Annotated in this window: 23 protein-coding genes, 1 tRNA gene and 1 pseudogene; 18 read left to right on the forward strand and 7 right to left on the reverse strand. The window is 64.0% G+C overall.

What is annotated here, in order from left to right; genetic code table 11:
* The first annotated feature begins 71 nt into the window (after positions 1 to 71).
* From CFB45_RS08060 to CFB45_RS08070, 3 genes are all read left to right on the forward strand, one after another.
* A complete protein-coding gene (locus CFB45_RS08060; RefSeq protein ID WP_006486093.1) occupies positions 72 to 458 on the forward strand; it encodes an integration host factor subunit alpha in 387 nt (128 codons plus the stop codon).
* Positions 459 to 518: 60 nt separating this feature from the next.
* On the forward strand, positions 519 to 932 hold the full coding sequence (locus CFB45_RS08065; protein ID WP_089425202.1) for a MerR family transcriptional regulator: 414 nt from the start codon (positions 519 to 521) through the stop codon (positions 930 to 932).
* Positions 933 to 1,025: 93 nt separating this feature from the next.
* A protein-coding gene (locus CFB45_RS08070; RefSeq protein WP_089425896.1) for an IS3-like element ISBam1 family transposase occupies positions 1,026 to 2,386 on the forward strand; the annotation gives its coding sequence in 2 pieces (ribosomal slippage) (positions 1,026 to 1,485 and positions 1,485 to 2,386; 1,362 coding nt in all).
* Between the two features lie 77 nt (positions 2,387 to 2,463).
* On the opposite strand, the gene CFB45_RS08075 is transcribed toward CFB45_RS08070, so the two are convergent.
* Positions 2,464 to 4,674 carry a hypothetical protein gene (locus CFB45_RS08075; protein WP_089425897.1) on the reverse strand — a complete coding sequence of 737 codons (2,211 nt, stop codon included), beginning with the start codon at positions 4,672 to 4,674 and terminating at the stop codon, positions 2,464 to 2,466.
* A gap of 345 nt (positions 4,675 to 5,019) precedes the next feature.
* The gene (locus CFB45_RS08085; RefSeq protein WP_256978162.1) at positions 5,020 to 5,835 is read right to left on the reverse strand and encodes a tyrosine-protein phosphatase; all 816 of its coding nucleotides are present in this window, start codon (positions 5,833 to 5,835) and stop codon (positions 5,020 to 5,022) included.
* Positions 5,836 to 6,229: 394 nt separating this feature from the next.
* On the opposite strand from CFB45_RS08085, the gene CFB45_RS08090 reads away from it, so the two are divergent.
* The 5 genes from CFB45_RS08090 (at position 6,230) to CFB45_RS08110 (ending at position 10,714) form a co-directional block, all read left to right on the forward strand.
* Positions 6,230 to 6,943: a class I SAM-dependent methyltransferase gene (locus CFB45_RS08090; RefSeq protein ID WP_089425204.1), complete on the forward strand. Its 714-nt coding sequence runs from the start codon at positions 6,230 to 6,232 to the stop codon at positions 6,941 to 6,943.
* 159 nt (positions 6,944 to 7,102) lie between these two features.
* Positions 7,103 to 7,179: transfer RNA gene (locus CFB45_RS08095), tRNA-Pro, on the forward strand.
* A gap of 141 nt (positions 7,180 to 7,320) precedes the next feature.
* Positions 7,321 to 8,532 carry an outer membrane protein assembly factor BamC gene (bamC, locus tag CFB45_RS08100; protein WP_089425205.1) on the forward strand — a complete coding sequence of 404 codons (1,212 nt, stop codon included), beginning with the start codon at positions 7,321 to 7,323 and terminating at the stop codon, positions 8,530 to 8,532.
* Between the two features lie 121 nt (positions 8,533 to 8,653).
* Positions 8,654 to 9,679, forward strand: coding sequence for an IS110 family transposase (locus CFB45_RS08105; protein ID WP_089425898.1), 1,026 nt, complete (start codon positions 8,654 to 8,656; stop codon positions 9,677 to 9,679).
* Between the two features lie 744 nt (positions 9,680 to 10,423).
* A complete protein-coding gene (locus CFB45_RS08110; RefSeq protein WP_039339313.1) occupies positions 10,424 to 10,714 on the forward strand; it encodes a putative quinol monooxygenase in 291 nt (96 codons plus the stop codon).
* 40 nt (positions 10,715 to 10,754) lie between these two features.
* On the opposite strand, the gene CFB45_RS08115 is transcribed toward CFB45_RS08110, so the two are convergent.
* The 3 genes from CFB45_RS08115 to CFB45_RS08125 form a co-directional block, all read right to left on the reverse strand.
* Positions 10,755 to 11,012 carry a hypothetical protein gene (locus CFB45_RS08115; protein ID WP_021162409.1) on the reverse strand — a complete coding sequence of 86 codons (258 nt, stop codon included), beginning with the start codon at positions 11,010 to 11,012 and terminating at the stop codon, positions 10,755 to 10,757.
* A 136-nt stretch (positions 11,013 to 11,148) separates the two neighbouring features.
* Positions 11,149 to 11,427, reverse strand: coding sequence for a hypothetical protein (locus CFB45_RS08120; RefSeq protein ID WP_039339310.1), 279 nt, complete (start codon positions 11,425 to 11,427; stop codon positions 11,149 to 11,151).
* 221 nt (positions 11,428 to 11,648) lie between these two features.
* Complete coding sequence (locus tag CFB45_RS08125; protein ID WP_089425206.1) at positions 11,649 to 12,365, reverse strand: YdcF family protein; 717 nt, start codon at positions 12,363 to 12,365, stop codon at positions 11,649 to 11,651.
* A gap of 157 nt (positions 12,366 to 12,522) precedes the next feature.
* Between CFB45_RS08125 and CFB45_RS08130 the strand changes: the two genes are divergently transcribed.
* Positions 12,523 to 12,840: a hypothetical protein gene (locus CFB45_RS08130; RefSeq protein ID WP_011351791.1), complete on the forward strand. Its 318-nt coding sequence runs from the start codon at positions 12,523 to 12,525 to the stop codon at positions 12,838 to 12,840.
* A 165-nt stretch (positions 12,841 to 13,005) separates the two neighbouring features.
* On the opposite strand, the gene CFB45_RS39370 is transcribed toward CFB45_RS08130, so the two are convergent.
* The gene (locus CFB45_RS39370) at positions 13,006 to 13,257 is read right to left on the reverse strand and encodes a hypothetical protein (RefSeq protein ID WP_089425207.1); all 252 of its coding nucleotides are present in this window, start codon (positions 13,255 to 13,257) and stop codon (positions 13,006 to 13,008) included.
* Positions 13,258 to 13,458: 201 nt separating this feature from the next.
* Positions 13,459 to 13,854, reverse strand: a pseudogene (locus CFB45_RS08140) (transposase); the annotation flags it as partial.
* A 431-nt stretch (positions 13,855 to 14,285) separates the two neighbouring features.
* On the opposite strand from CFB45_RS08140, the gene CFB45_RS08145 reads away from it, so the two are divergent.
* The 9 genes from CFB45_RS08145 (at position 14,286) to truB (ending at position 26,463) form a co-directional block, all read left to right on the forward strand.
* Positions 14,286 to 15,188, forward strand: coding sequence for a LysR family transcriptional regulator (locus CFB45_RS08145; protein ID WP_071334368.1), 903 nt, complete (start codon positions 14,286 to 14,288; stop codon positions 15,186 to 15,188).
* A 75-nt stretch (positions 15,189 to 15,263) separates the two neighbouring features.
* Positions 15,264 to 16,475 (forward strand): pyridoxal phosphate-dependent aminotransferase, encoded by a 1,212-nt coding sequence (locus tag CFB45_RS08150; protein WP_089425208.1) that lies wholly within the window; start codon positions 15,264 to 15,266, stop codon positions 16,473 to 16,475.
* A 272-nt stretch (positions 16,476 to 16,747) separates the two neighbouring features.
* Positions 16,748 to 17,779: an SMC-Scp complex subunit ScpB gene (scpB, locus tag CFB45_RS08155; RefSeq protein ID WP_089425209.1), complete on the forward strand. Its 1,032-nt coding sequence runs from the start codon at positions 16,748 to 16,750 to the stop codon at positions 17,777 to 17,779.
* Between the two features lie 60 nt (positions 17,780 to 17,839).
* Positions 17,840 to 19,606, forward strand: coding sequence for a 23S rRNA pseudouridine(2605) synthase RluB (rluB, locus tag CFB45_RS08160; protein ID WP_089425210.1), 1,767 nt, complete (start codon positions 17,840 to 17,842; stop codon positions 19,604 to 19,606).
* Between the two features lie 454 nt (positions 19,607 to 20,060).
* Positions 20,061 to 20,519, forward strand: a complete 459-nt coding sequence (gene rimP / locus CFB45_RS08165) for a ribosome maturation factor RimP (RefSeq protein ID WP_014897219.1) — start codon at positions 20,061 to 20,063, stop codon at positions 20,517 to 20,519.
* Positions 20,519 to 21,994: a transcription termination factor NusA gene (nusA, locus tag CFB45_RS08170; RefSeq protein WP_006476166.1), complete on the forward strand. Its 1,476-nt coding sequence runs from the start codon at positions 20,519 to 20,521 to the stop codon at positions 21,992 to 21,994. Before rimP ends, nusA begins: the two co-directional genes overlap by 1 nt.
* A 91-nt stretch (positions 21,995 to 22,085) precedes the next feature.
* Entirely contained in the window at positions 22,086 to 25,004 is a 2,919-nt protein-coding gene (infB, locus tag CFB45_RS08175; protein WP_089425211.1) for a translation initiation factor IF-2, read from the forward strand.
* 114 nt (positions 25,005 to 25,118) lie between these two features.
* On the forward strand, positions 25,119 to 25,517 hold the full coding sequence (gene rbfA / locus CFB45_RS08180) for a 30S ribosome-binding factor RbfA (RefSeq protein ID WP_089425212.1): 399 nt from the start codon (positions 25,119 to 25,121) through the stop codon (positions 25,515 to 25,517).
* Positions 25,518 to 25,530: 13 nt separating this feature from the next.
* Positions 25,531 to 26,463 carry a tRNA pseudouridine(55) synthase TruB gene (gene truB, locus CFB45_RS08185; RefSeq protein WP_089425213.1) on the forward strand — a complete coding sequence of 311 codons (933 nt, stop codon included), beginning with the start codon at positions 25,531 to 25,533 and terminating at the stop codon, positions 26,461 to 26,463.
* Positions 26,464 to 26,478 lie beyond the last annotated feature (15 nt).

Below are 26,478 nucleotides of genomic sequence, written 5' to 3' on the forward strand. Positions count from 1 at the left end.
GAGGAGGTCCGCCCGCTCGCGGGCGGCCTGTTCCGATCGTAAGTTTTGATTTAACGCGCTGTATGGCAGATATGAACGACATGACCTCGAGTGAATTCGAAGCCCTCCTGACGGCGCAACGCAGCGCCATGAACCGCGACGCTTCGGCGCCGGCGTCCACCGAGACGCCCACGCTGACGAAGGCGGAACTGGCGGAGCTGCTGTTCGACAGCGTCGGGCTGAACAAGCGTGAAGCGAAGGACATGGTCGAGGCGTTTTTCGAGGTGATCCGTGACGCGCTCGAAAACGGCGAGAGCGTCAAGCTGTCGGGGTTCGGCAATTTCCAGTTGCGCGACAAGCCGCAGCGCCCGGGTCGCAATCCGAAGACGGGCGAGGCGATTCCGATCGCGGCCCGCCGGGTGGTAACCTTCCACGCGAGCCAGAAGCTGAAGGCGCTGGTCGAAAACGGCGCGGAGTAAGCCCCGCGCGCTGACGTCTCCGCGCGGCCGCCGCGCACCCTTACCGACGGTTAACCGACGATGACCACTACGGTTGAGAAAGTCGTCTTGCCTCCGATTCCCGCGAAGCGCTACTTCACGATCGGTGAAGTCAGCGAACTGTGCGGGGTCAAGCCGCATGTGCTGCGTTATTGGGAACAGGAATTCACTCAACTGCGGCCGGTGAAGCGGCGCGGCAATCGTCGGTATTACCAGCACCACGAAGTGCTGCTGATCCGGCGGATTCGCGAGTTGCTGTACGAGCAGGGATTCACGATCAACGGCGCGCGCAACCGGCTCGATTCGCCGGCCGGCGAGCGGGCCGCGGCAGCACCCGTCGAGCCGGAGGCGCAGGCCGCCGATGCACGCACACCAGGCAAGCCAGGCACGACCGTCGACGTCATTGCATTGCGGCAGGCGCTGCTCGACGTGATCGACGGACTGAAGCACGACTGAGTGCGAAGCGCGAAGAATGAAATGAAAAGCCCGGTTGGCAACTGAACTGCACCCCAAAAGTTGGACATCGATCCAACCTTTGGGGTGTTTTTCATGAGCAAGTACACGGAGCAGTTCAAGGTATGCATTGCAGAGGAGTACGAGTCCGGCCACGCTGGGTTCCGTGAGATGTCCAAGCGCCACGGCGTCGATGAGGCGACGATCCGCAAGTGGGTGGCGGCCCATCGCATACATGGTCCGGCGGGCTTGAAGAAGAAGTGCGAGCGCTACAGCGCAGAGTTCAAGTTGCTTGTACTGCAGCAAATGCGTAGCGAAGGGTTGTCAGCGCGTGAGACGGCTGCACGCTTCAACATTAGGAACCGTACGGCCATCGGCCAGTGGAAACGCCAGTATGATGAAGGCGGTATAGACGCACTGTCGCCGCGCCAGCGGGGGCGCCCCAGGAAGATGCCCAAGCCACCGCTCACGCCACCGCCGCTACCCGAGGACGATACGCGCTCCCGACAGGAACTACTCGACGAGTTGAACTTCCTGCGCATGGAGAACGCGTACTTAAAAAAGCTCGAAGCCTTGGCTCAAGCGCAGCAGCGATCAGCGCAACGCAAAAAGCGCAAATCGTGCTCGAGCTAAGGCAGCAATATCCGCTTGCGGGCTTGTTGAAGGTTGCCGGCTTGGCGCGCAGCACGTTCTACTATCATCAGAAATTGCTCGGAGCAGCCGACAAGTATGCCGATACAAGGGCAAGAATCTGCTCGCTGTTCGAACGGCACAAGGGCCGCTACGGCTATCGACGCATCACGCTCGCTCTACGTAATCTGGGACAGGTGATTAACCACAAGACTGTGGCGCGTCTGATGGGTGAGTTGCGGCTGAAGTCTTGTGTGCGCCCGAAGAAATACCGCTCCTACAAAGGTAGCGTCGGACGTGTTGCACCTCATGTTTTACAGCGTCGGTTCTACGCAAAGCGTCCGAACGAGAAGTGGGTAACGGATGTCACGGAATTCAACGTGGGCGGCCAGAAGCTGTACCTGTCACCAGTGCTCGATCTGTACAACGGCGAGATCATTGCTTATGAAACCGCGAGGCGCCCGGCGTTCGAGATGGTCAGCGCAATGCTTCGCAAGGCATTGGCGCGCTTGAAGTCACACGAGCGGCCTCTCTTGCATTCGGATCAGGGCTGGCAGTACCAGATGCCTGCGTATCGCCGCCTACTGCAGCAACGAGCGCTCACGCAAAGCATGTCGCGTAAAGGGAATTGCCTGGACAACGCCGCCATGGAGAGCTTCTTCGGCACGCTGAAATCCGAGTTCTTCCATCTGAATCGGTTCCGCAACCTGGACGAACTGCAAACCGGCTTGGCAAGCTACATCCACTACTACAATCACGACCGCATCAAACTGAAACTAAAAGGGCTGAGTCCCGTGCAATACAGAACTCAGCCCTCTCAGCCCTAGCCGTCATAACCCGTCCAACTTTACGGGGTCAGTTCACAACGTGCCGCCGGGCTTTTTTCATGCGTGCCGCGTGTGTTTCAGCGTGACGCGAGCGGGTTCTTCTGCCCCATGTCGACGACCAGCGTGCCGTCCGGCAGCATCCGCACCGAGCCCTGCGCGACCTGGCTGCGGTAGCCGTACAGGTCGAAACGCATCGGGCCGGCCTCGGCCGAATTCCGGATCAGCGCGCGCACGTTCAGTTCGAGCACGTTGAACATTTTCATGTCGCCGCCTTCCATCCACATGTAGCTCGGTGCATCGATCTGCGGCCGTTGCGGCGCGGGCGCGCCCGCCATGCGCCTGAACGTGAGACGCAGCCCGTCGCGCTCGACCGTTGCCTGTCCGAGCTTGCCGTTCAGCACGGGGGGCGGGAACACCGTGTACTGGTCGAGCACGAGCGTGTCGCCACGCAGTTCCGCGCCGCGCCGCTGCAACGGCGTCAGCGACGCGAGCTCGATGCCGAGCGAACGCAGCAGCTTCGCCTGCGGGATGCCGAGCACCGACACCTGGGACGGTTTGAATGCGAGATGCCGGTCGTCGAGCACGGACAGCGTGCCTTTCATGTCGGTCGGCAGCCAGACGCCCGGCACGTGGTTCCACAGCTTGATGCCGCCCTGGACGCGCAGGTTCGTGCCGTCCGCGCTCAGTTGGAGGTCATTGAGGGAGCGGGGTGAGTAGTCGAGCAGATAGTTGTTGAAGAGCGCCGACATTGCCTTCCACGACTCGACGACGGTGCCGCCGAGAATGCGGATGTCGTACTGGTTCGGATCGTCGAGGTCGACGGGTTCGCCGGGCCGCTTCGAGACGAGCTCGACGTCGAGGTCCTCGACGTGAAAGCCGATATCCCCGGACAGGTTGAAGTCGACGTTGCGCAGATGGATCGTCGGGTTGCGGTTCGACACATGCCGTTCGTTGAACGGCGTGGTCGACGTGCGCCGCATCGCGACCTTCTGCATGCCGGGGTGGGCGGGGTTCGCCGCGAGTGCGTAGGCTTCCCAGTGCTGGCGTATGTCGCGCAACGCACTCTGTTGCGCGGCGAGGAAGCTGTCGTTCAGGCGCGCGGTCGCGTTGCCGAGCAACGCGCCGCTGGCCGGGCCCGCATACGACGGCATCCGGATCGCCATCGCGCCGCTTTCGTCGAAATTGAAGTAGCCGGCCGACACCTGGTCGCGATAGTGATAAAGGTCGAACACGAAAGTCTGGTCACGTTTCGTGGCATCGACCGGACCGATCAGGATGTCCGCGTTCATCGGCATCGAGCGCATGAACTTCACGTCGCCGCCGCGAATGTACATCGCTTGCTGCGGCGCGTTCGCGGGCATCGCGAAGCCGGCATGCGTGCCGTCGTCGAGCTTCAGGTCGAGCCCGGCCGGCGTCACGCGCAGCGCGGTGATCGTGAGCTTCAGGCGCGGCGGCGGCATCAGCTTGTCGACCGACATCACGAGATCGTCGCCGGCGAGTTGCGCGATCGGCGTCTGGACTTTCAGCAGGTCGGCCATCTTCACGTTGGCCGCGCGCATCACCGGCTGCGCGTTGATGCCCGATACGCGCACGCCCGTCGGATGGAACACGAGCTGGCTGCCGTCACGGATCGCGAGGGTGCCGGTCAGCGAGAACGGCACCCAGCCGTCGCGCTGCATCTCGCCTTGCAGGTGGATCACGCCGTCGCCGGCCGACACGGCGAGCTTGCGCAGCGGCGCGTTGCGGTAGCCGAAAATGTACGTGTTGAAGAGGGCGGTGAGCTTCGCGTCGTCGAGCGTGACCGTGCCTTCATGTACGTCGATCTGGAAACTGGTCGGATCGTCGAACACGATCGGCTTGCCGGCTTGCGTCGGTACCAAGGTGGCCGACAATTGATGGATGAAGAAGCCGAGATTGTTGACGATGCGGAAATCGACGTCGCGCAGGAACGTCATCGCGCCGTTCTGGCCCGAGTCCCGCAGCGTGAACGGACGCGGTTGCGTGAGGCTGATCGATGCGAGCGACGGCACGGTGCGTGCGACCTGCTGCTCGCGGGCGAGGCGTTCGGCCTTGGTGCGTTCGATCTTCGTCGACGCGACCGACGCGTTGCCATCACGCTGCGCGGATGATTCCGCGCAACCGGCGCACAGCAGCGCGAGCGCCAGCACGCCGCAGCCGAACACGCGGGACGTCGCGGGCGACAGGGGGCGGGCCGCGCGTGGCGGGCCGGAAATCCAGTCGAAAATTGCCAAAGGCGAGCGATGGCCGCGCCGGACCGCATTCCGCATCGTCTGTCTCCATGTCTTGTCGTGATCGACGGCGGCGCGCGCCACTGCACGGCGCGAGCGTCGATGCCGTGCAGTGTGGCATAGCGTGCTAGAGCGGCGTTACCAAACAACGGGCGCCGGGGTGCGCCTGTCCGGCGGGCTGCGGGACAATGGATTCGGGGTGGTTGGGTGGCCGGGTCAAACGGTCGTTTGGTTTGCTCGGCCCGTCGTTGGCGAATGTTTCTGCGATCGGGAAAATCCGCCGCAGCCTTGGCCGATGCGGGTTTCGCCGGATGCGACGCGCAGCGGCCGCGGCGGTCGAAGCGAGGATGCGATCCGGCCCCCGTCGCAACGGCCGCGAGTCGATCAGACCAGCATATGCTGCCGGATTGCGTTCAGCGTCGCGAGGTCGAGTTGCAGCCCGTTCGAGATATACGACGTCATCGAGCCGTACGACGCGGCGACCTGGTCGAATGCCGCCTGCAGATAGTCGGTGTGCGCGCCTTGCAGCGCAGTCATCATGTCTGCCGCATTTTGGCCGCCGGCTTTCTGCGCCTGGGCGACCGAAGCGGCGATTTCCGATGCGCTATAGACGTTCGTCAGCAGATAGTCGGCGAGTATCGTCTGCTCGGACGCGCCCAGGATCGTATGCAGGATCGCGGTTGCCCAGCCCGTGCGATCCTTGCCGGCCGTGCAGTGGAACACCAGGTTTTCGCCGGAGCCAGCGAAGCCGGTGAAGAGCGCGTGATAGCTGGCATGCGCGGTGTCCGACGTGACGAACGCGCGGTACATGCTCAACATGAATGCCGTCGCGGTGGCGCCGGTAGTCGGGATCGGATCGATGCTGGCAGCCCCGAGCACGTTGAGGTTTTGCCAGACGGCGCCGGCCAGCGGCACATCCGGTTGCGTCTTGATCTCGGCGGGTGTGCGCAGGTCGCAGACCTGCCTGATGCCAAGCGTGCCGACGGTGGCGATGTCCGCGGCCGACAACGCGAGCGCGGATGAACGATAGATCACACCTTTTTTCATCTTGGCGCCGCTCGTTGTCACGTAGCCGGTTCCGTCCGGCCCGGCCGTGTCGCGAAAATTCGATGCGGAACTCAGCCGAGGTGTCGTGACCGGCGCGACCGAAATCGAGTCGCCTCCGCATGCCGACAGAAGCGATGCGCTTCCCAGCGCCACGCCTATCGTGCCGGCGCCCAGCCGGAGAAACTGTCGACGGGAAATTTCGTTTTTCTGATGCATTCAATGCCCTGTGTCGAAGACGGTTACAAGAGGTCGCGACTGCGGTGGTGATCGAAGTCGCCCCTGTATCACGCGACGCGGCAAAGCCGGGGCGGCCGGATCGATCGGCATGCAGTCGGACGGTTCGCCGGTGCGCATCAATTTCGCGCCGGGTAACCGCACGGTAGCGATTTGCGGCGAACCGGCCATCGTCCTTTTCGATTAGGTCGTAATGCGGGTTGCCGGTGTCGGCTACGCGTTGTCGACAGGTAGGATCGGCGGCAGCAGCGAGGTAAGATCGGCAGCAGTGGCTGTATCGACCAAAGCACAGTAGCCATCACGGGGAAACGTCATGGATCTCAAGGAAGTCGACGTATTGGGTGCGGGCGTGGGCGATCACTGGTACTACGCGTCGAAGGCGAGTGCGATCCGTCGGTTCCTGGGGGTGCCAGGTGCAAACCGGATACTCGATGTCGGTGCAGGCTCAGGCTTTTTCTCGAAGCACTTGCTGGAGCGTACGCAGGCGACGGAGGCGTGGTGTGTCGATACGAGCTACGCGGACGATACCGACGGCGAAGCGTCCGGCAAGCCCATCCACTTTCGGCGATCCATTGATCGATTCGACGCCGATCTCGTGTTGCTGATGGACGTGCTCGAGCATGTCGACGACGATGTCGGTCTGCTCACGCAGTATGTAAAGGGTGCGCCTTCGGGTAGCCGCTTTCTGATCACGGTTCCCGCGTTCCAGTTCCTCTGGAGCGGTCATGACGATTTTCTCGAACACAAGCGCCGATATACGCTGGGCAATCTCGAGGACGTGGTGCGTCGCTCGGGGCTCGACGTCGAGCACGGCGCCTATTATTTCGGTCTCACGTTTCCGCTTGCGGCAGCGTTGCGGCTCGGCGAGCGGGTGCGTCGGCAGCCGAACGAGCCGGCGTCGCAATTGCGTCGTCACCATCCGTTCGTCAACGGCCTGCTCAAGTCGATCTGTCGGATCGAGTTACCGATATTCCGTTTCAACCGCGTCGCCGGGCTGACGGTCATCTGTGTTGCGCGCAAGCGGTGAAGGCGAGGCGGAGTCGTGTGGTTGGTGGGCAATTCGCCCATGCCACGCGCGTCGTTGCTCGCATCGGCGCCTTCACGCCAAAAAATTTCACAAGAATATTCACAAAATGCATGCGACCCGTTCTAAATCGGAAAACTGTCTGTTATAATTTTTTTCTTTCGGGGCGTAGCGCAGCCTGGTAGCGTACCTGCATGGGGTGCAGGTGGTCGGAGGTTCAAATCCTCTCGCCCCGACCAGACAAAGAACCCGCGTCAGCTCAGGCTGACGCGGGTTTTTTCTTGCCGGTCGCTTTTTTGCACATCGCGGCGCGGCCCCGGTAAAATGCAAGGTTGATCCACGGAAAGCGCCGTGATTTAGCGGAAGAGGATTCCCCGAACATGACTGATCTTCGTCTTACCATGCGGTTCGCTGCAGTGCTCGCCACCGGCGCGCTCGTCGCCGGTTGCGGTACGTCGTCGCCCACGAAAGTGGACTACAAGAGCGATTCGAAATCGAAGGAAGCGTCGCTCGCAGTGCCGCCCAACATGCTCGACGAGACGGCCGATCAGCGTTCGCTGCCGCCCCAGGGCGGCGCGACTTCCCTGTCCGCGCTTCAGCAGGTCCAACAGGCAGCGCCTGCGCTGGACACTGTTGCTCCGGCCGTCGCCGGCATGCATATCCAGCGCGACGGCACCGAGAGCTGGCTCGTGATCGACGGCAAGCAGCCCGCCGCCGTCTGGCCGCAGGTTCGCCGCTTCTGGCAGGAGCAGGGCTTCCTGCTCGTCGTCGACCAGCGCGACAAGGGCGTGATGGAAACCGACTGGAACGAAACCCATCCGCAGATCAATGACGGCCTGATCCGTAGCGTGATCTCGAAGGCGATGGGCAACTCGTACGTGACCGCCGAGCGCAACAAGTACCGTACGCGTCTCGATTCGGCGCCGAATGGCGGCACCTACGTGTTCATCAGCCAGAAGGGGATGCGCGAAGCGATCACGGGCTCGAACAACGATTCGAGCAAGTGGGAGCCGAAGCCGAATGATCCCGCGCTCGAGACCGAATACCTGAAGCGATTGATGGCGGTGCTCGCACAGAACGAGCAGCGCGCGAAGAACGGCGAGCCGCCAATCGCGAACATCAAGGACAACACGGTACCGGCGGCCAAGGACAAGAAGGTCGACGACGCATCGTCGAAGGCTGCTGCAGCGATTGCCGCGCAAAACGTGTCCCGCACGTCGGCGCAAGGCAACGATGCGGCTGATGCTGCCGTCCCGTCGGAAGTCACGCTCGGCGAGCCGTACGACCGGTCGTGGCTGCGCGTCGGTCTCGCGCTCGATCGTGCGAACTTCACCGTCGACGATCGTGATCGCACGAAGGGCCTGTATTTCGTGCGCTATGTCGATCCGAAGGATCTGACCTCGGCGGAGCAGGGCTTCTGGAGCCAGTTGTTCCACGGCAAGAAGGAAAAGCAGGCGAAGCAGTACCGTGTCAATGTAAAGGCACTCACGGCCGACCAGACGCGCATCGCGATCGTCGACGATTCGGGTGCGATCGATACGTCGTCGCCGGCTCGCCAGATCATGGGGCTGCTCGTGAATCAGCTTCGCTGATCTCGACTTTCTCCGCATCAATGAAAAAGCCCGCCACATGGCGGGCTTAATAGGATGGTCAGCCCGATCCTCACTCAGTGGACTACGCTGAGTGAGGATTTTGTCCTTCTGGAGGGCCATCATGGACACGGTATCGCTGATCGGAATCGATCTCGGCAAGCACTGCTTCCACCTGCATGGACAGGATGCGTCAGGCAGGATGGTGTTCCGTAAAAAGCTCACGCGTAGCCAGATGTTCACGCTGCTGGGCAATTTTCCGCGTTGCATTGTGGTCATGGAGGCCTGCGCCGGTGCTCACTGGATCGCACGTCGACTTCAAGCGCTGGGCCATGAGGCCAAGCTGATTTCTCCGCAATTCGTCAAACCGTTCCGGCAAGGCAACAAGAACGATTTCGCGGACGCCCAGGCGATCTGCGAAGCAGCCGCTCGTTCGAGCATGCGTTTCGTGAGCCCGCACAACGAAGCCCAGCAGATCGTTTCAGCCTTGCACCGTGTGCGCGAGCGGCTGGTGCGTGACCGCACCGGCACGATCAATCAGATTCATGCGTTTCTGTTGGAGTTCGGTATCAGCTTGCCGCGCGGCATGGCAGTGATCCGGCGACTGCCTGCCGTGCTCGAGGCAGAATCGTTGCCGCCGAGGCTGGTGGTCGTGCTCGAACGTTTGCAGGCGCACTTCAAGTATCTGGACGAGCAGATCCACCAGCTCGAACGTGAGTTGCTTACCCAGCTACACGAGGATGAACGCAGCGAACGACTGCTCGAGATTCCTGGCATTGGCCCGATGACCGCCAGCGTGTTGATGTCAGAGTTGGGCGATGCTCAGCAATATGGCTCAGCAAGGCAGTTTGCAGCTTCGGTCGGTCTGGTGCCGCGGCAGTACAGCACCGGCGGCAAACCAACGCTACTGGGCATCAGCAAGCGTGGCGACAAGGAACTGCGACGGCTGCTGGTGCAATGTGCGCGGGCCGTCATGCAGCGCATCGAGCACCGCACGGATGCATTGGGCGTCTGGATTCGCAGCCTGTTGGCGCGACGACACTCGAACGTGGTGGCCTGTGCCCTGGCCAACAAACTGGCGAGGATCGCCTGGGCCATCCTCGCCAAAGGGACACACTACCGGAGCATCGAGGCTGTTCCCTCAGTCTGACGCTTCCTATCGCTTACGGCTTCAGTTTCAGTAGTCACCTCTGGTTTTGCGACGCGAGATACGTGAAGGCATAAACGACTCAACGGCCGGGCAAGTAACCTGACACAAAAAACAGCACCTCAATGCTGTGGGCTTTTTGAGGTTTGCCCGGCGCGGCTCCCATCATGGGGCGGGATCTTTCCCATCCGCGACCCCGGATAGATTCGAGCAAGTCCACTTTAGGTCAACACTGCCTCGCTTGCAAAAATCGGGCTGACCATAGATTTTCATTGCCGCTCGCTGGCGCGCATGTGTGCCGGAGGTTCGGTCCCTCCTCGTGACGTTACGTAACATCCGCGCGTTACGGCGGCAAAACCCATGTCGCATCATCGAAGGCCAAGAATTTATCCTTATAAATCAATGAGGTGGTCGGTTTGTGGCAGTTGGCACGCAACCTGCTTTATATGTTGGAATTGTTGAAACAGGGAGGATAGCGTCAGATGCCGGGAGTGCGCCGCGAGCGCCCGAACAACGGTATCGACGTCTTCGAATGTCGACGCAACAAGCGTCGGCGCAACGGATGACGATCCGCGCCAGCGTGCGGATCCCGATGGCCCCGTCGCCTATCCTCGTAGGGCGACGGTTTCGCCCGCGCTTCTCTGAAGCGCGGGCTATTTTTTTGGGGCCGTCGTGTGACGCCGTGCTGGCGCAGCCAATGCGCGATTCGCGTATTCTCGGGCTTTTCCAGATGAAGGGGGAACGGGAATGGCGGAAATTGCAGTCGTGGCGCTGATCGTGGCGAAGCCGGGCGCCGAGGAGAAGTTGCGTGCCCAGCTCGAAGGGATCGTCGAGCCGACCCGCAACGAAGCAGGGGCGTTGCAGTACGACCTGCATCGGGATCTGAAGGAGCCGGCGCGATTCGTATTCGTCGAGCGCTGGGAAAGCGAGGAGGCGCTGGCTGCACATGCGCGTTCCGCGCACATTCTCGCTTATCGGGAAGCGGCCGCGGACTGGATCGAGCGTTCCGAAATCCGCGTGCTGTCGAAGCTCGTATGAGCCGGGCGGAGCGACCAGACGTGTCCGGCCGCGGGGTGCGTCAGTGCGACGTGTTGGGTACGTCGAGGATCAGGATGATCGTCCAGTCGGCGTCGCCGTCGTGATGGTATTGGCGCTCGGCGACGATGAACGGTTGCTGCTTGCCTTGCGGGCCGAGGAAAAGCACGTCGCCCTCCATCGGCAGGCACTCGATCGGCGGCAGCGCGAGGAACGCGTCAGCCGAGCCGCGGGGCATCAGTTGCTTGATCTGGCGAGTGGCGGCTTCGGTCCACTCGATGTCGAGTTGAATGTTGCTCATGCTGTCCTCCGCACCGGGGTGCGCACGGGTGGAAAATTTCGGTGCGCGACTTTAGCACAGCGCACGGGCACCGCAACCAAAAAAGCCGAACCCGGTTGCCCGGATTCGGCTTTTCGCTTGTGCGGTGCCGCCGAACTTACTGGCTGGCGGCGTCTGCGGCCTTGGCAGCCTTCTTGCCGGCCTTCTTCGCAGCAGCCTTGTGGTGAGCAGCCTTCTTGCCGTGGTGATGCTCTTCCTGCACCGCCGGCTGTGCGGCTTCCGCCGCTTGCTGCTGCTGCAGCGCCTGTGCGCGCTGCTCGATCTCGGAGATCTTGGCCGGATCGGTAATCGTCTTGATTTCCGTGCTCTCTTGCGCATACGCTGCGCCAGTCAGCGCCGACATCGCTACCAGGATAGCCAGGGACGTCTTCTTCATTGCTTTACCTCCGCTAAGTGGTGATGAACCCGAGTGTTGCCGTTTTGTCTGGCGACTGCAATCGAGTGCGTGTCGAGTGTAACAAAAGTGACGGATCAATGTGCACCGGATCGTGGCGCGACGCAACGCCCCGTTGAAGTCGCGCAACACTTCGCACGCTTCGTCACGCGGCTGCCATCGTCGTCGCCGCAGTCATTTTCGCTCCGGTTTCCCCGGGGTCGTCAGAACCACCCGAGCCATCGATAGACATGGAACTGCGCGATGCCGACCAGTTCGTGCAGCGCCTGCTCGGCGTTGACTACATTGCGCCAGCGCGGCAGCCAGCCCGTTTGCGCAGGCCGGCGATTCGCATAAACGGGCTGCGGATCGATCCCGAAACGGTGGAAATCGAGCAACGCGCGGCGCATCTGGTATGAGGAAGTGACGAGAATGCGTGCGTCGTCATACTGTGAGCGTAGTATAGACGCAGTGAATTTCGCGTTTTCGTAGGTTGTGCGGCTATCCGGTTCCAGAACGAGGTCCGCGGGCGCGACGCCTTCGGCGACGAGTTGGCGCCCGTATACGGCAGCCTCGGTTTCGCCGTGATGCTGCGGGTCGCCGCCCGACATCACCACGGTGCAGCGCTCGGCTTGCTGCCGGCAGGTGCGGTAGAGCGCTGCGACCTTGTGGATGCGGGCGGTTCCGTCCGGTGGCGGCCGCAGCCCGGAGTCGGTGTGCTTCGTCCCTGCGCCGATGAGAATCAGTGTGGTCCGTCCATGCATGTCCGGGTCCTCGACGGGTGCGACGCCCGCCTCGGTCCAGGCGATCAGCGGCGCGGCGAGCCAGCCTGTCGCGAGCAGCCAGAACAGCGCAACGGCGGCGATCGAGATGATTCGTCGCCGCTTGCGGCAGAGCATGAAACCGATGAAGAGAAGTACAAATGAATCGAACAGAATCAATTTGATTGGGGTATGGTGTCTTTTTATGGACGGCTGACGATCCGGCCCTGACGCGACGCCGAACGTCGGCGTCCAGAATCGGTGGCGGTATCGGCGGGCGGAGACACCGCCCGGCGCGCCGCTTCGCATTGTCGCTGCACTTTAAGAAAGAATCGAGATGGCCACGTATTCCAACGAAGCGGTGCTCGACGCATTGAGACGAGTGCAGTACCGCCAGGTACCGTGGGCACGCCGCCCGGGCGTGTTCGAGTATCTCCGTTCGCTCGGGCTGATGGACACGGTCAGGCAGAAAACCGTTGCCCCCGCACCGGGCTTCCATGCACCGGTCGACATTGCCGTACTGACCGAAAGCGGTCGAGCCGAATTCTCGCGCCTCGAGCGCGACGAGAAATTACTTTCCTGGACCGATCGCCGCATGGCCGACTACGCATTGAGCGAAGCGAGCGCCGTGGCGATTCTCGAAAGCCGCCTGTAGCGGTCGATCATCCCGCCGAAAAAAAGCCCGTATCGCGAGGATACGGGCGTACCGGATACTTTTGCTGTTGCCACGCTGTGCTCATGGCAAGGTTCTGACTCGTCGCATGCGGCGCAGTTCCCGATCGCGGGCGTTTTCTTTGGCGAAATTCCGAAATTGGCAGGACTACGGATGACGCGGTACGTCGGTCGGCTGCGAGCCGATGCGCGCTCGCGCGTTGCTGGCGATGTCGCCACGCAGGTCGCCACGCGGCACGGTTTGCCGGCCGGGCGGATTGGCAGACGGCGGCTGGCGGAGGGTGTTCCGGTGATCCTGCTGGCGGTGGGGCGGCTTCACGCGATCGTCGGCGTGGGCTGGAGCCGACAACGCCACGGAAATGACAATGCCGCATGCAACGAGCAGTGACATTGGTTTCATGGCGGGGCTCCCTTCAAGCCGTCGACGCGGCCTGTTGATATTTCGCTAAGGTAAGCGTGGGAGTGCAGGCTTGCTGTAAATATTGGTAAATAGATGTATCGCGGCACGACAACGGTAATCGACGGCAATGCGGGCGTCGCGAACGGGTCGCGTCGCTGAAAGAAACCGGGCGGCCGAAGCCGCCCGATCGAGCATTCGTTACGCCATCTTGACGGGCGCGCGCCAGGATTCCGGATTGGTCCAGAAGGCGCCGCGCAGCCGGTCGCGGCTCGGCGGTGCGGGCGGCTTCGCGGCGCTTGCGCCGATGCGCCCGCGCAGGGAGATCTGCCGGCCGCTCGTGCCGAGTCGCTTCACGATTTCGGCGAGCGTGCCGTCCGCCTGCCATTCGTCGAAGCGACGGCGGCAAGTCGGCGGCGACGGATAGCGGCCCGGCAGCTTCGACCAGCCTTCACCCGTCGACAGCACCCACAGCACGGCGTTCACCACCGAGCGGGCTTCCACGCGGGGGCGGCCGCGCCGCTCACTCCGTGCGGGTTCAGAGCAAAACAGACCCTCGACCAGCGCCCACTCGTTATCTCTCAAATCGTCGAACAGCATCATGTCCTCACCTCAGCGAAGCTAACTCCGGTGCGCTGCCCTGCGCCGCGCACTCTTCAGGCACTCGATCGTCGAGTGCCGGGTGGGGGCGTCCGGTTGGCCGGCAGCGGCGTTTCTGCTCTTCCGTCCGATCAAACCTGTGCCCTGTGCGCCAGGTAATGCACGAAGCGTGCCATGTCGGAGGTAATTCCCTCGAGAGCCGCTTGGCAGCGAGCTAACGGCTAAGTCAGCTAGGGGCGTATAAGACGCCAAAATAACCCGCCAGCAAATCGGGACAATCACCAATCTTGTGCAGCTCGCCCGCACCACGTGCGTTCGCGGATGTATTGCACCGCAGCGAAACATGTGGGGCAGGTGCCTGATTCGCACCTCGAAGCCGGATTCGCGCATTAAAATCGCGCATCGATATCGACGATTGATGAGGTCAGGAAATGAACGTCACGCTGCGCCAGCTTCGCGTCTTCATCGAGGTCGCGCGGCTCAAGAGCTTCAGTCGCGCGGGTGACGAGATCGGGCTCACGCAGTCCGCGGTCAGTCGCTGCGTGCGCGAACTCGAGGCCGAGCTCGGGCTGAAGCTGATCGATCGTACGACGCGCGACGTGCAGCTGACCGATGTCGGTGCGAACCTGATCGCGAGCGTGTCCCGTCTGCTCGACGATCTCGACGACACGCTGCGCGAGATTCGCGAAATCGGCGAGCAGCGCCGCGGGCGCGTGATCGTCGCAGCCAGTCCGACGATCGCGTGCCGGCTGATGCCGCGCGTGGTTGCGTCGTGCGAGCGCCAGTTTCCGTTCGTGACGCTGGGTTTGCGCGACGACGTGCAGAGCGACGTGTTGCGCAAGGTGAAGTCGAGCGAGGTCGATTTCGGCGTCGTGATCGGTCCGCTCACGGTGGCCGATCTCGTCTGCGAATCGTTGATGACCGATTCGTTCTGCCTGGTCGCACGCGCTGACCATCCGCTCGCGGCGCGCGCCGAGGTGCCCTGGACGGCGCTGGATGGCGAGCGCCTCGTACTCCTCGATCACGCATCGGGAAGCCGGCCGCTGATCGACGCCGCGCTGGCCGCTCATCATGTCAACGCGACGGTCATGCAGGAACTCGGGCATTCGGCGACCGTGTTCGGACTCGTCGAGGCCGGCGTCGGCGTGAGCGTGCAGCCGTGGCTGTCGCTGCCGCTACCAGCCGGCTCGACGCTCGTCGCGCGGCCGCTCACGCCACGCACCGAGCGCACGGTCGAACTCGTGCGCCGCCGCGACCGGTCGTTGTCGCCCGCTGCGCAGGCGATCTGGGAACTCGTGCGGCAGATGCCGGCGAGGGCAGAGGACCTCGACTGACGCGGATCGGCGTGCGCCGGCCCTGCTTGCAGGCCGGTACACTACGCGGACCGTGTTCCTCGAAGGTGGTTCTCGATGGTGCATTCCGCAGATTCTCTTCCGGTGGCCGGTTCGCCGGCGGCCCGCGACGCCGTGCACGCGTTGCGTCCGTCGCTGATCCGGGAAGTGGCAAACGCCGGCTTTGGCGTGCCGGACATGCTGCCGTTCTGGTTCGGCGAATCCGATCGCGTGACGCCGGACTTCATCCGGGACGCCGCCGCGGCGGCGCTGCGCGATGGCGCAACCTTCTACACGCACAACCTCGGCACTGCGCCGCTGCGCGATGCGATCGCCTCCTACGTCAGCGCCCGCCACGGTGCGACGGCGGCCGACACCGTCGCCGTGACGAGTTCGGGCGTGAGCGCGCTGATGCTGGCCGCGCAGATGCTGGTCGGTCCGGGCGAGCGTGTCGTCGCGGTCACGCCGCTGTGGCCGAATCTCGTCGAGATTCCGAAGATCCTTGGGGCGCAGGTCGAATGCGTACCGCTCCGCTATGGCGATGCGGGCTGGCAGCTCGATGTCGGGCGGCTGCTTGCGGCGCTGACGCCCGATACGCGGATGCTGCTGATCAACTCGCCGAACAATCCGACCGGCTGGACGATGTCGCGCGACGACCAGCAAGCGGTGCTCGCCCATTGCCGCCGCCACGGCATCTGGCTGGTCGCCGACGAGGTGTACGAGCGGCTCGCGTTCGACGCGGGCGGCGCGGACGGTGCGCCATCGTTCCTCGACATCGCGTCACGCGACGAGCGGGTCGTGGTCGTGAATTCGTTTTCGAAAGCGTGGGCGATGACGGGCTGGCGCCTGGGGTGGCTCATCGCGCCGGCAGCGGTGATGGCTGACCTGTCGAAGCTCGTCGAATACAACACGTCGTGTGCGCCGGGCTTCGTGCAGGCCGCGGGTGAGGTCGCGCTGCACGATGGCGAGCCGTTCGTGCGGTCGTTCGTCGCGGCGCTGCGCGATGCGCGCGATCACCTGGTCGCCGCGCTGCGCACCCTGCCGGGTGTCGAGGTGCCGCCTCCGCCGGGCGCGATGTACCTGTTCCTGCGCCTGCCGGGCGCGTCAGACAGCCTCGCGTTCTGCAAGACGCTGGTGCGCGAGGCGGGGCTCGGGCTCGCGCCCGGGCGTGCATTCGGCCCGGAGGGGGAAGGGTTCGTGCGCTGGTGCTACGCATGCGATCCGGCGCGGCTCGACGCGGGTGTCGAGCGGTTGCGGCGGTTCCTTGCACGGGGCGTGGCCGACCGCTGAAGCGGGGCCGGAGCGGGCACGGCGTGCTGGCGGCACCCCGTTCGGCTCATCTTTACGCACCGGACAATTTTGCGTAATATGGCGCTCAGTCACGCGGTTCCGTCGTTGAACCGTGCTGTTCCGTCCGGTTTGGGCCTGGCCTGAAGTTGGTTCGCCGCCCCCGGTTCGTGCTCCCATCAATATGACCGATCAGAATCGGGCGAGCGCGTCTTCCGTTCCTTTCGTCTGTTTGTTGATCCGGTTCGTTTGACCACAGGGTCTGGCCTAGCTGCATGAATACCCAAGAGGCGAAGATCGTCCTCGAGACTGCTTTGATCTGCGCGCAGGAACCGCTGAAACTCGGCGATTTGCGCAAGCTCTTTGCCGACGGCGTGTCGGCTGACACGGTCCGCACGTTGCTCGAAGATCTGAAACAGGATTGGTCCGGCCGCGGCGTCGAACTGGTGGCGCTGGCAACCGGATGGCGCTTCCAGAGCAAGCCGGCGATGCGCCACTATCTGGATCGCCTGCATCCCGAGAAGCCGCCGAAATATTCGCGTGCGGTGCTCGAAACGCTCGCGATCATCGCGTATCGGCAACCTGTCACGCGCGGCGACATCGAAGAGATTCGCGGCGTGACGGTCAATACGCAGGTGGTCAAGCAACTCGAGGATCGCGGCTGGATCGAGGTGATCGGTCATCGCGACGTGCCGGGACGCCCGGCGCTGTATGCGACGACCAAGCAATTCCTCGACGACCTCGGCCTGAAGGCGCTCGATGATCTGCCTGCACTCGAAGAGCCGGCCGCGAACATCGAGGCCGCGCTGCTGGCGCAGCAGGCGATGGATTTCGACGAGGGCATGCCGGTTGCCGGTGACGCAACGGGCGACGCGCCGCAAACGGATGAGGCATCCAGCGATCAATCGGCAGGCTTGCCGGATGATCCTGCGGCGGACGTCGCGTCGACGCATGAAATCGCGAGCCGCGATACGCTCGATGCTGGTCGCGGGCAAGCTGAACGAATGGAACAGGCTGGCGCCGAAGCAGTGCCAGCCGGTGTGCAGCCCGAGCCGCTGCGCGCGGATTGGAGCGAGGAAGATCGCAAGCCGGCTGCCGAAGCGGTTGCCGGAGACGGAGCGGAAGCGGCCGGCGACATGCCCGGCGAGGCCGGCCAGGCCGACGCCCCCCGTTCCCGTCCTGCGGACGACGAGATGCTGGACGACACGTCCGACAGTCTCGCCGATGCCGTACGAAGCGCCAGTGCACCCATCGGTGCCGATGCGTTACCGGACGACGAAGCAGAACCTGAACAGCGTCGCGCCTGATCGCGGCCAACTTCTTGCCGCGCCCGCGCCGGGCGCGAGACCTGACATTTTGAGGTTGTTTTGACAGATATCCACGATATTGAATCGTCCGCGCCTGCCGTACAGGCAGCGCGTGCCGACGATGCACCGGAGCAGGGCGCTTCGGCCGAGGGCGGCGACGAGCGTCCCCGCCGCGGTCTGCGGCGAGGCCCGCGCAGCCTGATCGCGCGGCGTCGCGCGGCGGCCAAGTCGAAGGGCGCCGAAGGCGAGCCGCAGGGCGGGGAAGGCGCTGACGCGCAGCCGGCCGAGGCCACCGAAGCGCAGCAGCCGACGCGTGCGCCGCGCAAGGAAGGTGCGGCCAAGGGTGCTCGCAAGCCGGCGGCCAAGCGCGAAGGCGCGGCCAAGGCTCAGGGCGGCCAAGGCGGCCAGGGTCGTCGCGGCAGCGCGCCGAAGGCTGAGGGCGGTGCGGCAAAGGTGGAGGGCGATGCGTCCCAGGACGAACTGTTCGCCTACGTGACGTCGCCGGCATTCGACGCGGACAACTCCGCGGGCGGTAGCGGCGTGCGTGCACCGATGCTGCGTCGCGGCCGTAGCCAGCCGGCGAACAAGCGCGTGCTGTCGCCGGACGACGACGCGCCGAAGCTTCACAAGGTGCTGGCGGAAGCGGGCATGGGCTCGCGCCGCGAAATGGAAGAACTGATCGTCGCCGGCCGCGTGTCGGTGAACGGCGAGCCCGCGCACATCGGCCAGCGCATCATGCCGACCGACCAGGTGCGGATCAACGGCAAGCCGGTCAAGCGCAAGCTGCCGAACAAGCCGCCGCGCGTGCTGCTGTACCACAAGCCGACGGGCGAGATCGTCAGCCACGCGGATCCGGAAGGCCGGCCTTCGGTGTTCGACCGCCTGCCGCCGATGAAGACGGCGAAATGGCTCGCGGTGGGCCGCCTCGACTTCAATACCGAAGGTCTGCTGATGCTGACGACTTCGGGTGACCTCGCAAACCGCTTCATGCATCCGCGCTACAGCGTCGAGCGCGAGTACGCGGTGCGCGTCGTCGGCGAGCTGGCCGAAGGCATGCGGCAGAAGCTGCTGCACGGTGTCGAGCTCGATGATGGCCCGGCGAACTTCCTGCGCATCCGCGACGGCGGCGGCGAAGGCACGAACCACTGGTATCACGTTGCGCTGGCCGAAGGCCGCAACCGCGAAGTGCGCCGGATGTTCGAGGCGGTCGGTCTGATGGTGAGCCGCCTGATCCGTACGCGTCACGGCCCGATTCCGCTGCCGCGCGGCCTGAAGCGCGGTCGCTGGGAAGAGCTCGACGACACGCAGGTGCGCAAGCTGATGGCGACCGTCGGCCTGAAGGCGCCGACCGAGGAGAAGGGCAAGCGCGGCGGTGCCGGCCAGGCAGAACGTCGCCAGCCCGATCCGATGCAGACGTCGATGGGCTTCATCGGCCGAGAGCCGGTGCTGACGACACACGGGCAGCTGGATCAGCCGCGTCGCGGCGGCGGTCGTCGCGGCGGGCCGGGCCTGCCGGGTCTGAGCGGCTACGGCAGCCTGCCGGTCGCACCGTCGGGCTACGGCAATCGCGCCGGCGGCGGCCGGGACGGCAACCGTGCGGGCGGAGGCGGACGCGATGGCAATCGCGCTGGCGGTGGCCGTGGTGATGTCGACGGCAACCGCGCGTCGTATGGCGCAGGCCCCAAGCGCGACGGCGCGGGCCCCAAGCGCGGCGGCAGCAAGGGTGGTAACCGCAACCCGAACGGCAATCGTGCCGAGGGTGCCGGCAACGGCGGCGGCCCGCGCGGCGGTCAGCGTCCGCAGCGCAGCCGCACGCGCAGCCGCTGAGCAATCAGGCACGCGGCGCAAGGCCGCCGGTGTGCCGGCCGGATCGGCATCCGGCCGGTTTTGTCGGCGCGAGGCATTGCGTTTATTGCTTTCGACTGTATATATGTCACGCGGTGCGGGATGGCCGCCGGCATGACCGATCTCCGGCCTGCCTTCATGGCGCCGGTTGATCGTGCAGCCCGATTTCGCATTTTTGGGCCCGTAAAGGCAGACGACACGCTGCTTTTACCGGCTGGCTTGGCGTTTGCGCCAAAAATCGCTATAATCGCCGAGTCGCTGGGCGTACGGATTCAATGTGCGGCTCAGGTGCGACCACCAGTAAGAAGATGGGCGTTCCGCCCATTTTTTTTTGCTGAAACGGTTAGGCATCTCGGGTAGCGCTTCCTGCGCCGGCTAAGGCGCGCGCCCGCGGGTGTAATCGCGAGCGGCGGGCGCGAACACCTGAGAGGACACAGTGCAACTGACGGAACTGATAGAAACCACGGTCACCGGGCTCGGCTACGAGCTGGTGGATCTCGAGCGCACCGGGCGCGGCATGCTTTGCATCTATATCGATCAGCCTGCCGGCATCTCGCTCGAAGATTGCGAAAAGGTCACGCGTCAGCTCCAGCACGTCTTGACGGTCGAAAACATCGATTACGAACGGCTCGAAGTCTCGTCCCCGGGGCTCGACCGCCCGTTGAAGAAGCTGGCCGACTTCGAGCGCTTCGCTGGCAGCGAAGTTTCCGTGACCTTGAAAAAGCCGCTGGACGGGCGCAAGACGTACCGGGGCATTCTGCACGCGCCGAATGGCGAAACGATCGGTTTGGAATTTGAGAGGAAGAAGGGCGAGGCGGCCATGCTGGATTTCACGCTGGCCGATATCGACAAAGCCCGCCTGATTCCGCAAGTTGACTTTAGGAGCCGCAAATAATGAGTCGCGAAGTGTTGATGCTGGTGGATGCGCTGGCGCGCGAGAAAAACGTCGACAAGGATGTGGTGCTGGGCGCCCTCGAGGCTGCGCTCGCGTCCGCTTCCAAGAAGCTGTTCGACGAAGGCGCCGAAATCCGCGTCCATATCGATCGCGAAAGCGGCGAGCACGAAACCTTCCGTCGCTGGCTCGTCGTGCCCGACGAGGCAGGCTTGCAGGAGCCGGATCGCGAGATCCTGCTGTTCGAAGCACGTGAGCAGAAGCCCGACGTCGAAGTCGGCGAGTATGTCGAGGAACCCGTTCCGTCGATCGAGTTCGGTCGCATCGGCGCGCAGGCCGCCAAGCAGGTGATCCTGCAGAAGGTGCGCGACGCCGAGCGCGAGCAGATCCTGAACGACTACCTCGAGCGGGGTGAAAAGATCATGACGGGTACGGTGAAGCGCCTCGACAAGGGCAACTTCATCGTCGAATCGGGCCGTGTCGAGGCGCTGCTGCGCCGCGATCAGCTGATCCCGAAGGAAAACCTGCGCGTGGGCGACCGCGTGCGCGCCTACATCGCGAAGGTCGACCGCACCGCGCGCGGCCCGCAGATCGAGCTGTCGCGTACGGCGCCCGAGTTCCTGATGAAGCTGTTCGAGATGGAAGTGCCGGAAATCGAGCAGGGCCTGCTCGAAATCAAGGCGGCTGCCCGTGACCCGGGCGTGCGCGCGAAGATCGGCGTCATCGCGTACGACAAGCGGATCGATCCGATCGGCACCTGCGTCGGCATCCGCGGTTCCCGCGTGCAGGCCGTGCGCAACGAGCTCGGTGGCGAAAACATCGACATCGTGCTATGGTCGGAGGATCCCGCCCAGTTCGTGATCGGCGCGCTCGCGCCGGCAGCTGTTCAGTCGATTGTCGTCGATGAAGAAAAGCACTCGATGGACGTCGTCGTCGACGAGAACGAGCTGGCTGTCGCGATCGGCCGCAGCGGTCAGAACGTTCGTCTTGCAGGCGAACTGACCGGCTGGCAGATCAACATCATGACGCCGGACGAATCCGCCCTGAAGCAGGGTGAAGAGCGCGACCGGCTGCGTGCACTGTTCATGGCGCGTCTCGACGTCGACGAAGAAGTTGCCGACATCCTGATCGACGAAGGCTTCACGAGCCTGGAAGAGATCGCGTACGTGCCGCTCAACGAAATGCTCGAAATCGAGGCGTTCGACGAGGACACCGTGCACGAACTGCGCAACCGCGCACGCGACGCGCTGTTGACGATGGCCATCGCGAACGAAGAAAAGGTCGAGAACGCAGCGCTGGATCTCAAGAGCCTCGACGGCATCACGCCGGAGCTGCTCGCGAAGCTGGCCGAACACGGCGTGCAGACGCGCGACGATCTCGCCGAGCTGGCTGTAGATGAACTGGTCGACATGACCGGGATGGAAGAGGATGCCGCTAAGGCGTTGATCATGAAAGCACGTGAACATTGGTTCCAGTGAGAAATGACCATGGCGCACTGATTTGATGGCGGCCGTATGGCCTGACCCGATGCTAACCGCAAGGAATCGGTCCTTGCACTAAGAGGAATGAATGGCGAGTAACAACGTAGCCCAATTTGCCGCGGAACTGAAAATGCCTGCTGGTGTGCTGCTCGAACAGCTGCAGGCAGCGGGCGTCCAGAAAGCGAGTGAAGACGATGCGCTGTCCGAAACGGACAAGGCGCGTCTGCTCGATCATTTGCGCAAGTCGCACGGCGCAACCGACGGCGACAAGCGCAAGATCACGCTGACCCGCAAGCATACGTCGGAGATCAAGCAATCTGACGCGACGGGCAAGGCTCGCACCATTCAGGTCGAGGTCCGCAAGAAGCGTACGTTCGTCAAGCGCGACGACGTGAGCGAGGGTGCGGAACAGGGTCAGGCGCAGGTCGCCGAAGCGGACGACGATGCGGAACTGAAGCGTCGCGAAGAAGAAGCGCGCCGTGAGGCCGAGCTGCTCGAGAAGCAGGCGCAGGAGCTTCGCGAGCGTCAGGAACGCCTCGAGCGCGAGGAAGCAGAGCGCCGCGCCCGCGAGGAAGCGGCTGAAGCCGAGCGTCGTCGCGCCGAGGAAGAGGCAGCGACGAAGCGTGCTGCAGCCGAAGCTGCGGCCGCACAGCAGCAGGCAGCCGCACAGCAGGCTGCAGCAGCCGAGCAGCAGGAAACGGCGAGCACGCAGTCCGCGCAGGACGAAGCACGCGCAGCCGCCGAACGTGCGGCTCAGCGCGAAGCGGCGAAGAAGGCTGAAGACGCTGCCCGCGAGGCGGCGGACAAGGCGCGCGCCGAGCAGGAAGAGATCAGCAAGCGTCGTGCAGCGGCAGAAGCCGAGGCGCGTGCGATCCGCGAAATGATGAACACGCCGCGCAAGGCCGTGGTCAAGGCAGTCGAGCCGCCGAAGCCGGTCGAGCCGCCGAAGCCGGCCGAAGCGAAGGGCACGCTGCACAAGCCGGCAAAGCCGGAAGGTGCGCAGGCGCGTCCGGCCGTGAAGAAGCCGGCCGGTGCGGCAGCGCCGGCTACGACTGCGCCGGCAGGCGCGGGCGACCGCAACAAGAAGCCGGGCGCAGGCAAGGGCGGCTGGCAGGACGACGCGTCGAAGCGCCGCGGCATCAAGACGCGCGGCGATTCGAGCGGCGGTGTCGACCGCGGCTGGCGCGGCGGCCCGAAGGGTCGCGGCCGTCACCAGGACAGCTCGACGTTCCAGGCGCCGACCGAACCGATCGTTCGTGAAGTGCACGTGCCGGAAACCGTGTCGGTTGCCGACCTCGCGCACAAGATGTCGGTCAAGGCCTCCGAAGTCATCAAGGTGATGATGAAGATGGGCCAGATGGTCACGATCAACCAGGTGCTGGACCAGGAAACGGCGATGATCATCGTCGAAGAACTGGGCCACCGCGCGGTTGCCGCGAAGCTGGACGATCCGGAAGCGCTGCTCGTCGAAGGCGAAACCGGTACCGATGCGGAGCAACTGCCGCGTCCGCCGGTCGTCACGGTCATGGGTCACGTCGACCACGGCAAGACCTCGCTGCTCGACCACATCCGCCGCGCGAAGGTTGCAGCGGGCGAAGCGGGCGGCATTACGCAGCACATCGGCGCATACCACGTCGAAACGCCGCGCGGCGTCATCACGTTCCTCGATACGCCGGGTCACGAAGCGTTCACGGCAATGCGTGCACGCGGCGCGAAGGCGACCGACATCGTGGTGCTGGTGGTAGCAGCCGACGACGGTGTGATGCCGCAGACGAAGGAAGCCATCGCCCACGCGAAGGCAGGCGGTGTGCCGATCGTCGTCGCGATCAACAAGATCGACAAGCCGGACGCGAATCTCGATCGCGTCAAGCAGGAGCTGGTCGCGGAAGGCGTCGTGCCGGAAGAGTACGGTGGCGATTCGCCGTTCGTGCCGGTTTCGGCGAAGACGGGCGCGGGTATCGACGATCTGCTCGAGAACGTGCTGCTGCAAGCCGAAGTGCTGGAACTGAAGGCGCCGGTCGAGGCGCCGGCCAAGGGCATCGTGATCGAAGCGAAGCTCGACAAGGGCAAGGGCCCGGTCGCGACGATCCTGGTGCAGTCCGGTACGCTGAACCGAGGCGACGTCGTGCTGGCGGGTACGGCCTATGGCCGCGTGCGCGCGATGCTCGACGAAAACGGCAAGCCGACGAAGGAAGCCGGCCCGTCGATTCCGGTCGAAATCCAGGGTCTGTCGGAAGTGCCGGGTGCGGGCGAAGAAGTGATCGTGCTGCCGGACGAGCGCAAGGCGCGCGAGATCGCGCTGTTCCGTCAGGGCAAGTTCCGCGACGTCAAGCTTGCGAAGCAGCAGGCCGCGAAGCTGGAAAGCATGCTCGAGCAGATGGGCGAAGGCGAAGTGCAGAACCTGCCGCTCATCATCAAGGCGGACGTGCAAGGCTCGCAGGAAGCACTCGTGCAGTCGCTGCTCAAGCTGTCGACCGACGAAGTGCGCGTGCAGATCGTGCACAGTGCGGTGGGTGGCATCAGCGAAAACGACGTCAACCTCGCAACGGCATCGAAGGCGGTCATCATCGGCTTCAACACGCGTGCAGATGCACAGGCGCGCAAGCTGGCCGAGTCGAACGGCATCGACATCCGTTACTACAACATCATCTATGACGCAGTGGATGAGGTGAAGGCGGCGATGTCGGGCATGCTGGCGCCGGAGAAGCGCGAAGTCATCACCGGCATGGTCGAGGTGCGCCAGGTCTTCAAGGTACCGAAGATCGGTGCAGTCGCCGGCTGTATGGTGACGGACGGTGTCGTCAAGCGCTCGTCGTCGGTGCGCGTGCTGCGCAACAACGTCGTGATCTTCACGGGCGAACTTGAATCGCTGAAGCGCTTCAAGGACGACGTGAAGGAAGTGAAGCAAGGCTTCGAGTGCGGTATGTCGGTGAAGAACTTCAACGACATCGTCGAAGGCGACCAGTTCGAAGTCTTCGAAGTGACCGAAGTCGCGCGTACGCTGTAACCCTCGCGCATCGGCTCATGGGCGGGGCAGGCTTGGGCCTGTCCCGCCCATTTTCATGGTGGCGTGCCAACACTGGCCGCCGCTTTATCCTGATAAACGGATCACGGATCGATCATGTCCAGGAAACGTACTTCCCCCAATCGCAACGTGCAGATCGCTGACCAGATTCAGCGCGATCTGTCCGAACTCATCATGCGCGAGGTTAAAGACCCGCGCATCGGCATCGTGACCATCCAGAGTGTGGAACTCACGCCGGATTACGCACACGCGAAGGTCTACTTCACCGCGTTGACCGGCGATCCGGACAAGACGCAGGAAGCGCTGAACCACGCGTCGGGTCACTTGCACAACCTGTTGTTCAAGCGTCTGCACATCCATACGGTGCCGACGCTGCATTTCCACTACGACCAGACGATCGAGAAGGCCGTGGAAATGTCGCGCCTGATCAAGGAAGCGAACTCGACGCGCGCGAAGGACGACGACGAGGCCGATTCGGCCGCCAAGGACGACTGAGCTCGACCGGCCTATGACGACTGCAGCACCCCAACGTCCGCGCGTGCCCCGGCGCGTGCTGGACGGCGTCCTCCTGCTCGACAAGCCGGTCGGCCTGTCGAGCAACGATGCGCTGATTCGCGCGAAGCGTCTGCTGCTCGCGAAGAAAGCCGGTCACACCGGTACGCTCGATCCGCTGGCTTCGGGCCTGCTGCCGCTGTGCTTCGGCGAGGCGACGAAGTTCTCGCAGGATCTGCTCGAAGCGGACAAGACGTACGAAGCGACGATGCGTCTCGGCCAGCGTACGGCTACCGGCGACGCGGAAGGCGAGGTGATCGAAGCGCGGCCGGTCGAATGCGACCGCACGGCGGTGGAAGCCGCGCTCGTGCGCTTCACCGGCGAGATCGTGCAGGTGCCGCCGATGTATTCGGCGCTCAAGCGCGATGGCAAGCCGCTGTACGAATATGCGCGGGCGGGGCAAACCGTCGAGCGCGAGGGCCGCAACGTGACGATCCTCGCACTCGACCTGCTCGCGTGCGACCTGCCTGATGTGACGTTTCGCGTGACCTGCAGCAAGGGCACTTACGTGCGTACGCTGGCGGAGGATATCGGCGAGGCGCTCGGTTGCGGCGCGCATCTGACGATGCTGCGTCGCACGGGCGTCGGCGCGCTGACGCTCGAGCATGCGGTGACGCTCGATGCGCTGTCCGATGCCGACGAAGCGTCGCGCGATGCGTGGCTCCAGCCGGTCGACGCGTTGCTGTCGACGTTTCCGCTGGTTCGTCTCGATGAAACCAGCGCGAAACGGTTCCTGCACGGCCAGCGTCTGCCGCTGTCGGCGCTCGATCCGATCGATGCGGCCGAAGGTGAGCGTGTGCGCGTCTATGACGCCACTCGGTTGCTCGGCGTGGCGCGCAAGGCGAACGGCGTACTTGCGCCGGAACGGCTCGTCGTCACGGCGGCCTGACGCCGCCGCGCGAAC

The organism is Burkholderia sp. HI2500, assembly GCF_002223055.1.
GTDB lineage: Bacteria > Pseudomonadota > Gammaproteobacteria > Burkholderiales > Burkholderiaceae > Burkholderia.

Excerpts from the sequence above, each read along its gene's own strand:
- CFB45_RS08130 (WP_011351791.1), top strand. The coding sequence starts at position 12,523 with ATGGCCACGTATTCCAACGAAGCGGTGCTCGACGCATTGAGACGAGTG.
- truB (WP_089425213.1), top strand. The coding sequence starts at position 25,531 with ATGACGACTGCAGCACCCCAACGTCCGCGCGTGCCCCGGCGCGTGCTG.
- CFB45_RS08110 (WP_039339313.1), top strand. The coding sequence starts at position 10,424 with ATGGCGGAAATTGCAGTCGTGGCGCTGATCGTGGCGAAGCCGGGCGCC.
- CFB45_RS08090 (WP_089425204.1), top strand. The coding sequence starts at position 6,230 with ATGGATCTCAAGGAAGTCGACGTATTGGGTGCGGGCGTGGGCGATCAC.
- CFB45_RS08075 (WP_089425897.1), bottom strand. The coding sequence starts at position 4,674 with ATGCGGAATGCGGTCCGGCGCGGCCATCGCTCGCCTTTGGCAATTTTC.
- CFB45_RS08105 (WP_089425898.1), top strand. The coding sequence starts at position 8,654 with ATGGACACGGTATCGCTGATCGGAATCGATCTCGGCAAGCACTGCTTC.
- scpB (WP_089425209.1), top strand. The coding sequence starts at position 16,748 with ATGAATACCCAAGAGGCGAAGATCGTCCTCGAGACTGCTTTGATCTGC.
- CFB45_RS08145 (WP_071334368.1), top strand. The coding sequence starts at position 14,286 with ATGAACGTCACGCTGCGCCAGCTTCGCGTCTTCATCGAGGTCGCGCGG.
- CFB45_RS08150 (WP_089425208.1), top strand. The coding sequence starts at position 15,264 with ATGGTGCATTCCGCAGATTCTCTTCCGGTGGCCGGTTCGCCGGCGGCC.
- nusA (WP_006476166.1), top strand. The coding sequence starts at position 20,519 with ATGAGTCGCGAAGTGTTGATGCTGGTGGATGCGCTGGCGCGCGAGAAA.
- CFB45_RS08065 (WP_089425202.1), top strand. The coding sequence starts at position 519 with ATGACCACTACGGTTGAGAAAGTCGTCTTGCCTCCGATTCCCGCGAAG.
- CFB45_RS08060 (WP_006486093.1), top strand. The coding sequence starts at position 72 with ATGAACGACATGACCTCGAGTGAATTCGAAGCCCTCCTGACGGCGCAA.
- CFB45_RS08120 (WP_039339310.1), bottom strand. The coding sequence starts at position 11,427 with ATGAAGAAGACGTCCCTGGCTATCCTGGTAGCGATGTCGGCGCTGACT.
- rbfA (WP_089425212.1), top strand. The coding sequence starts at position 25,119 with ATGTCCAGGAAACGTACTTCCCCCAATCGCAACGTGCAGATCGCTGAC.
- CFB45_RS39370 (WP_089425207.1), bottom strand. The coding sequence starts at position 13,257 with ATGAAACCAATGTCACTGCTCGTTGCATGCGGCATTGTCATTTCCGTG.
- bamC (WP_089425205.1), top strand. The coding sequence starts at position 7,321 with ATGACTGATCTTCGTCTTACCATGCGGTTCGCTGCAGTGCTCGCCACC.
- CFB45_RS08115 (WP_021162409.1), bottom strand. The coding sequence starts at position 11,012 with ATGAGCAACATTCAACTCGACATCGAGTGGACCGAAGCCGCCACTCGC.
- infB (WP_089425211.1), top strand. The coding sequence starts at position 22,086 with ATGGCGAGTAACAACGTAGCCCAATTTGCCGCGGAACTGAAAATGCCT.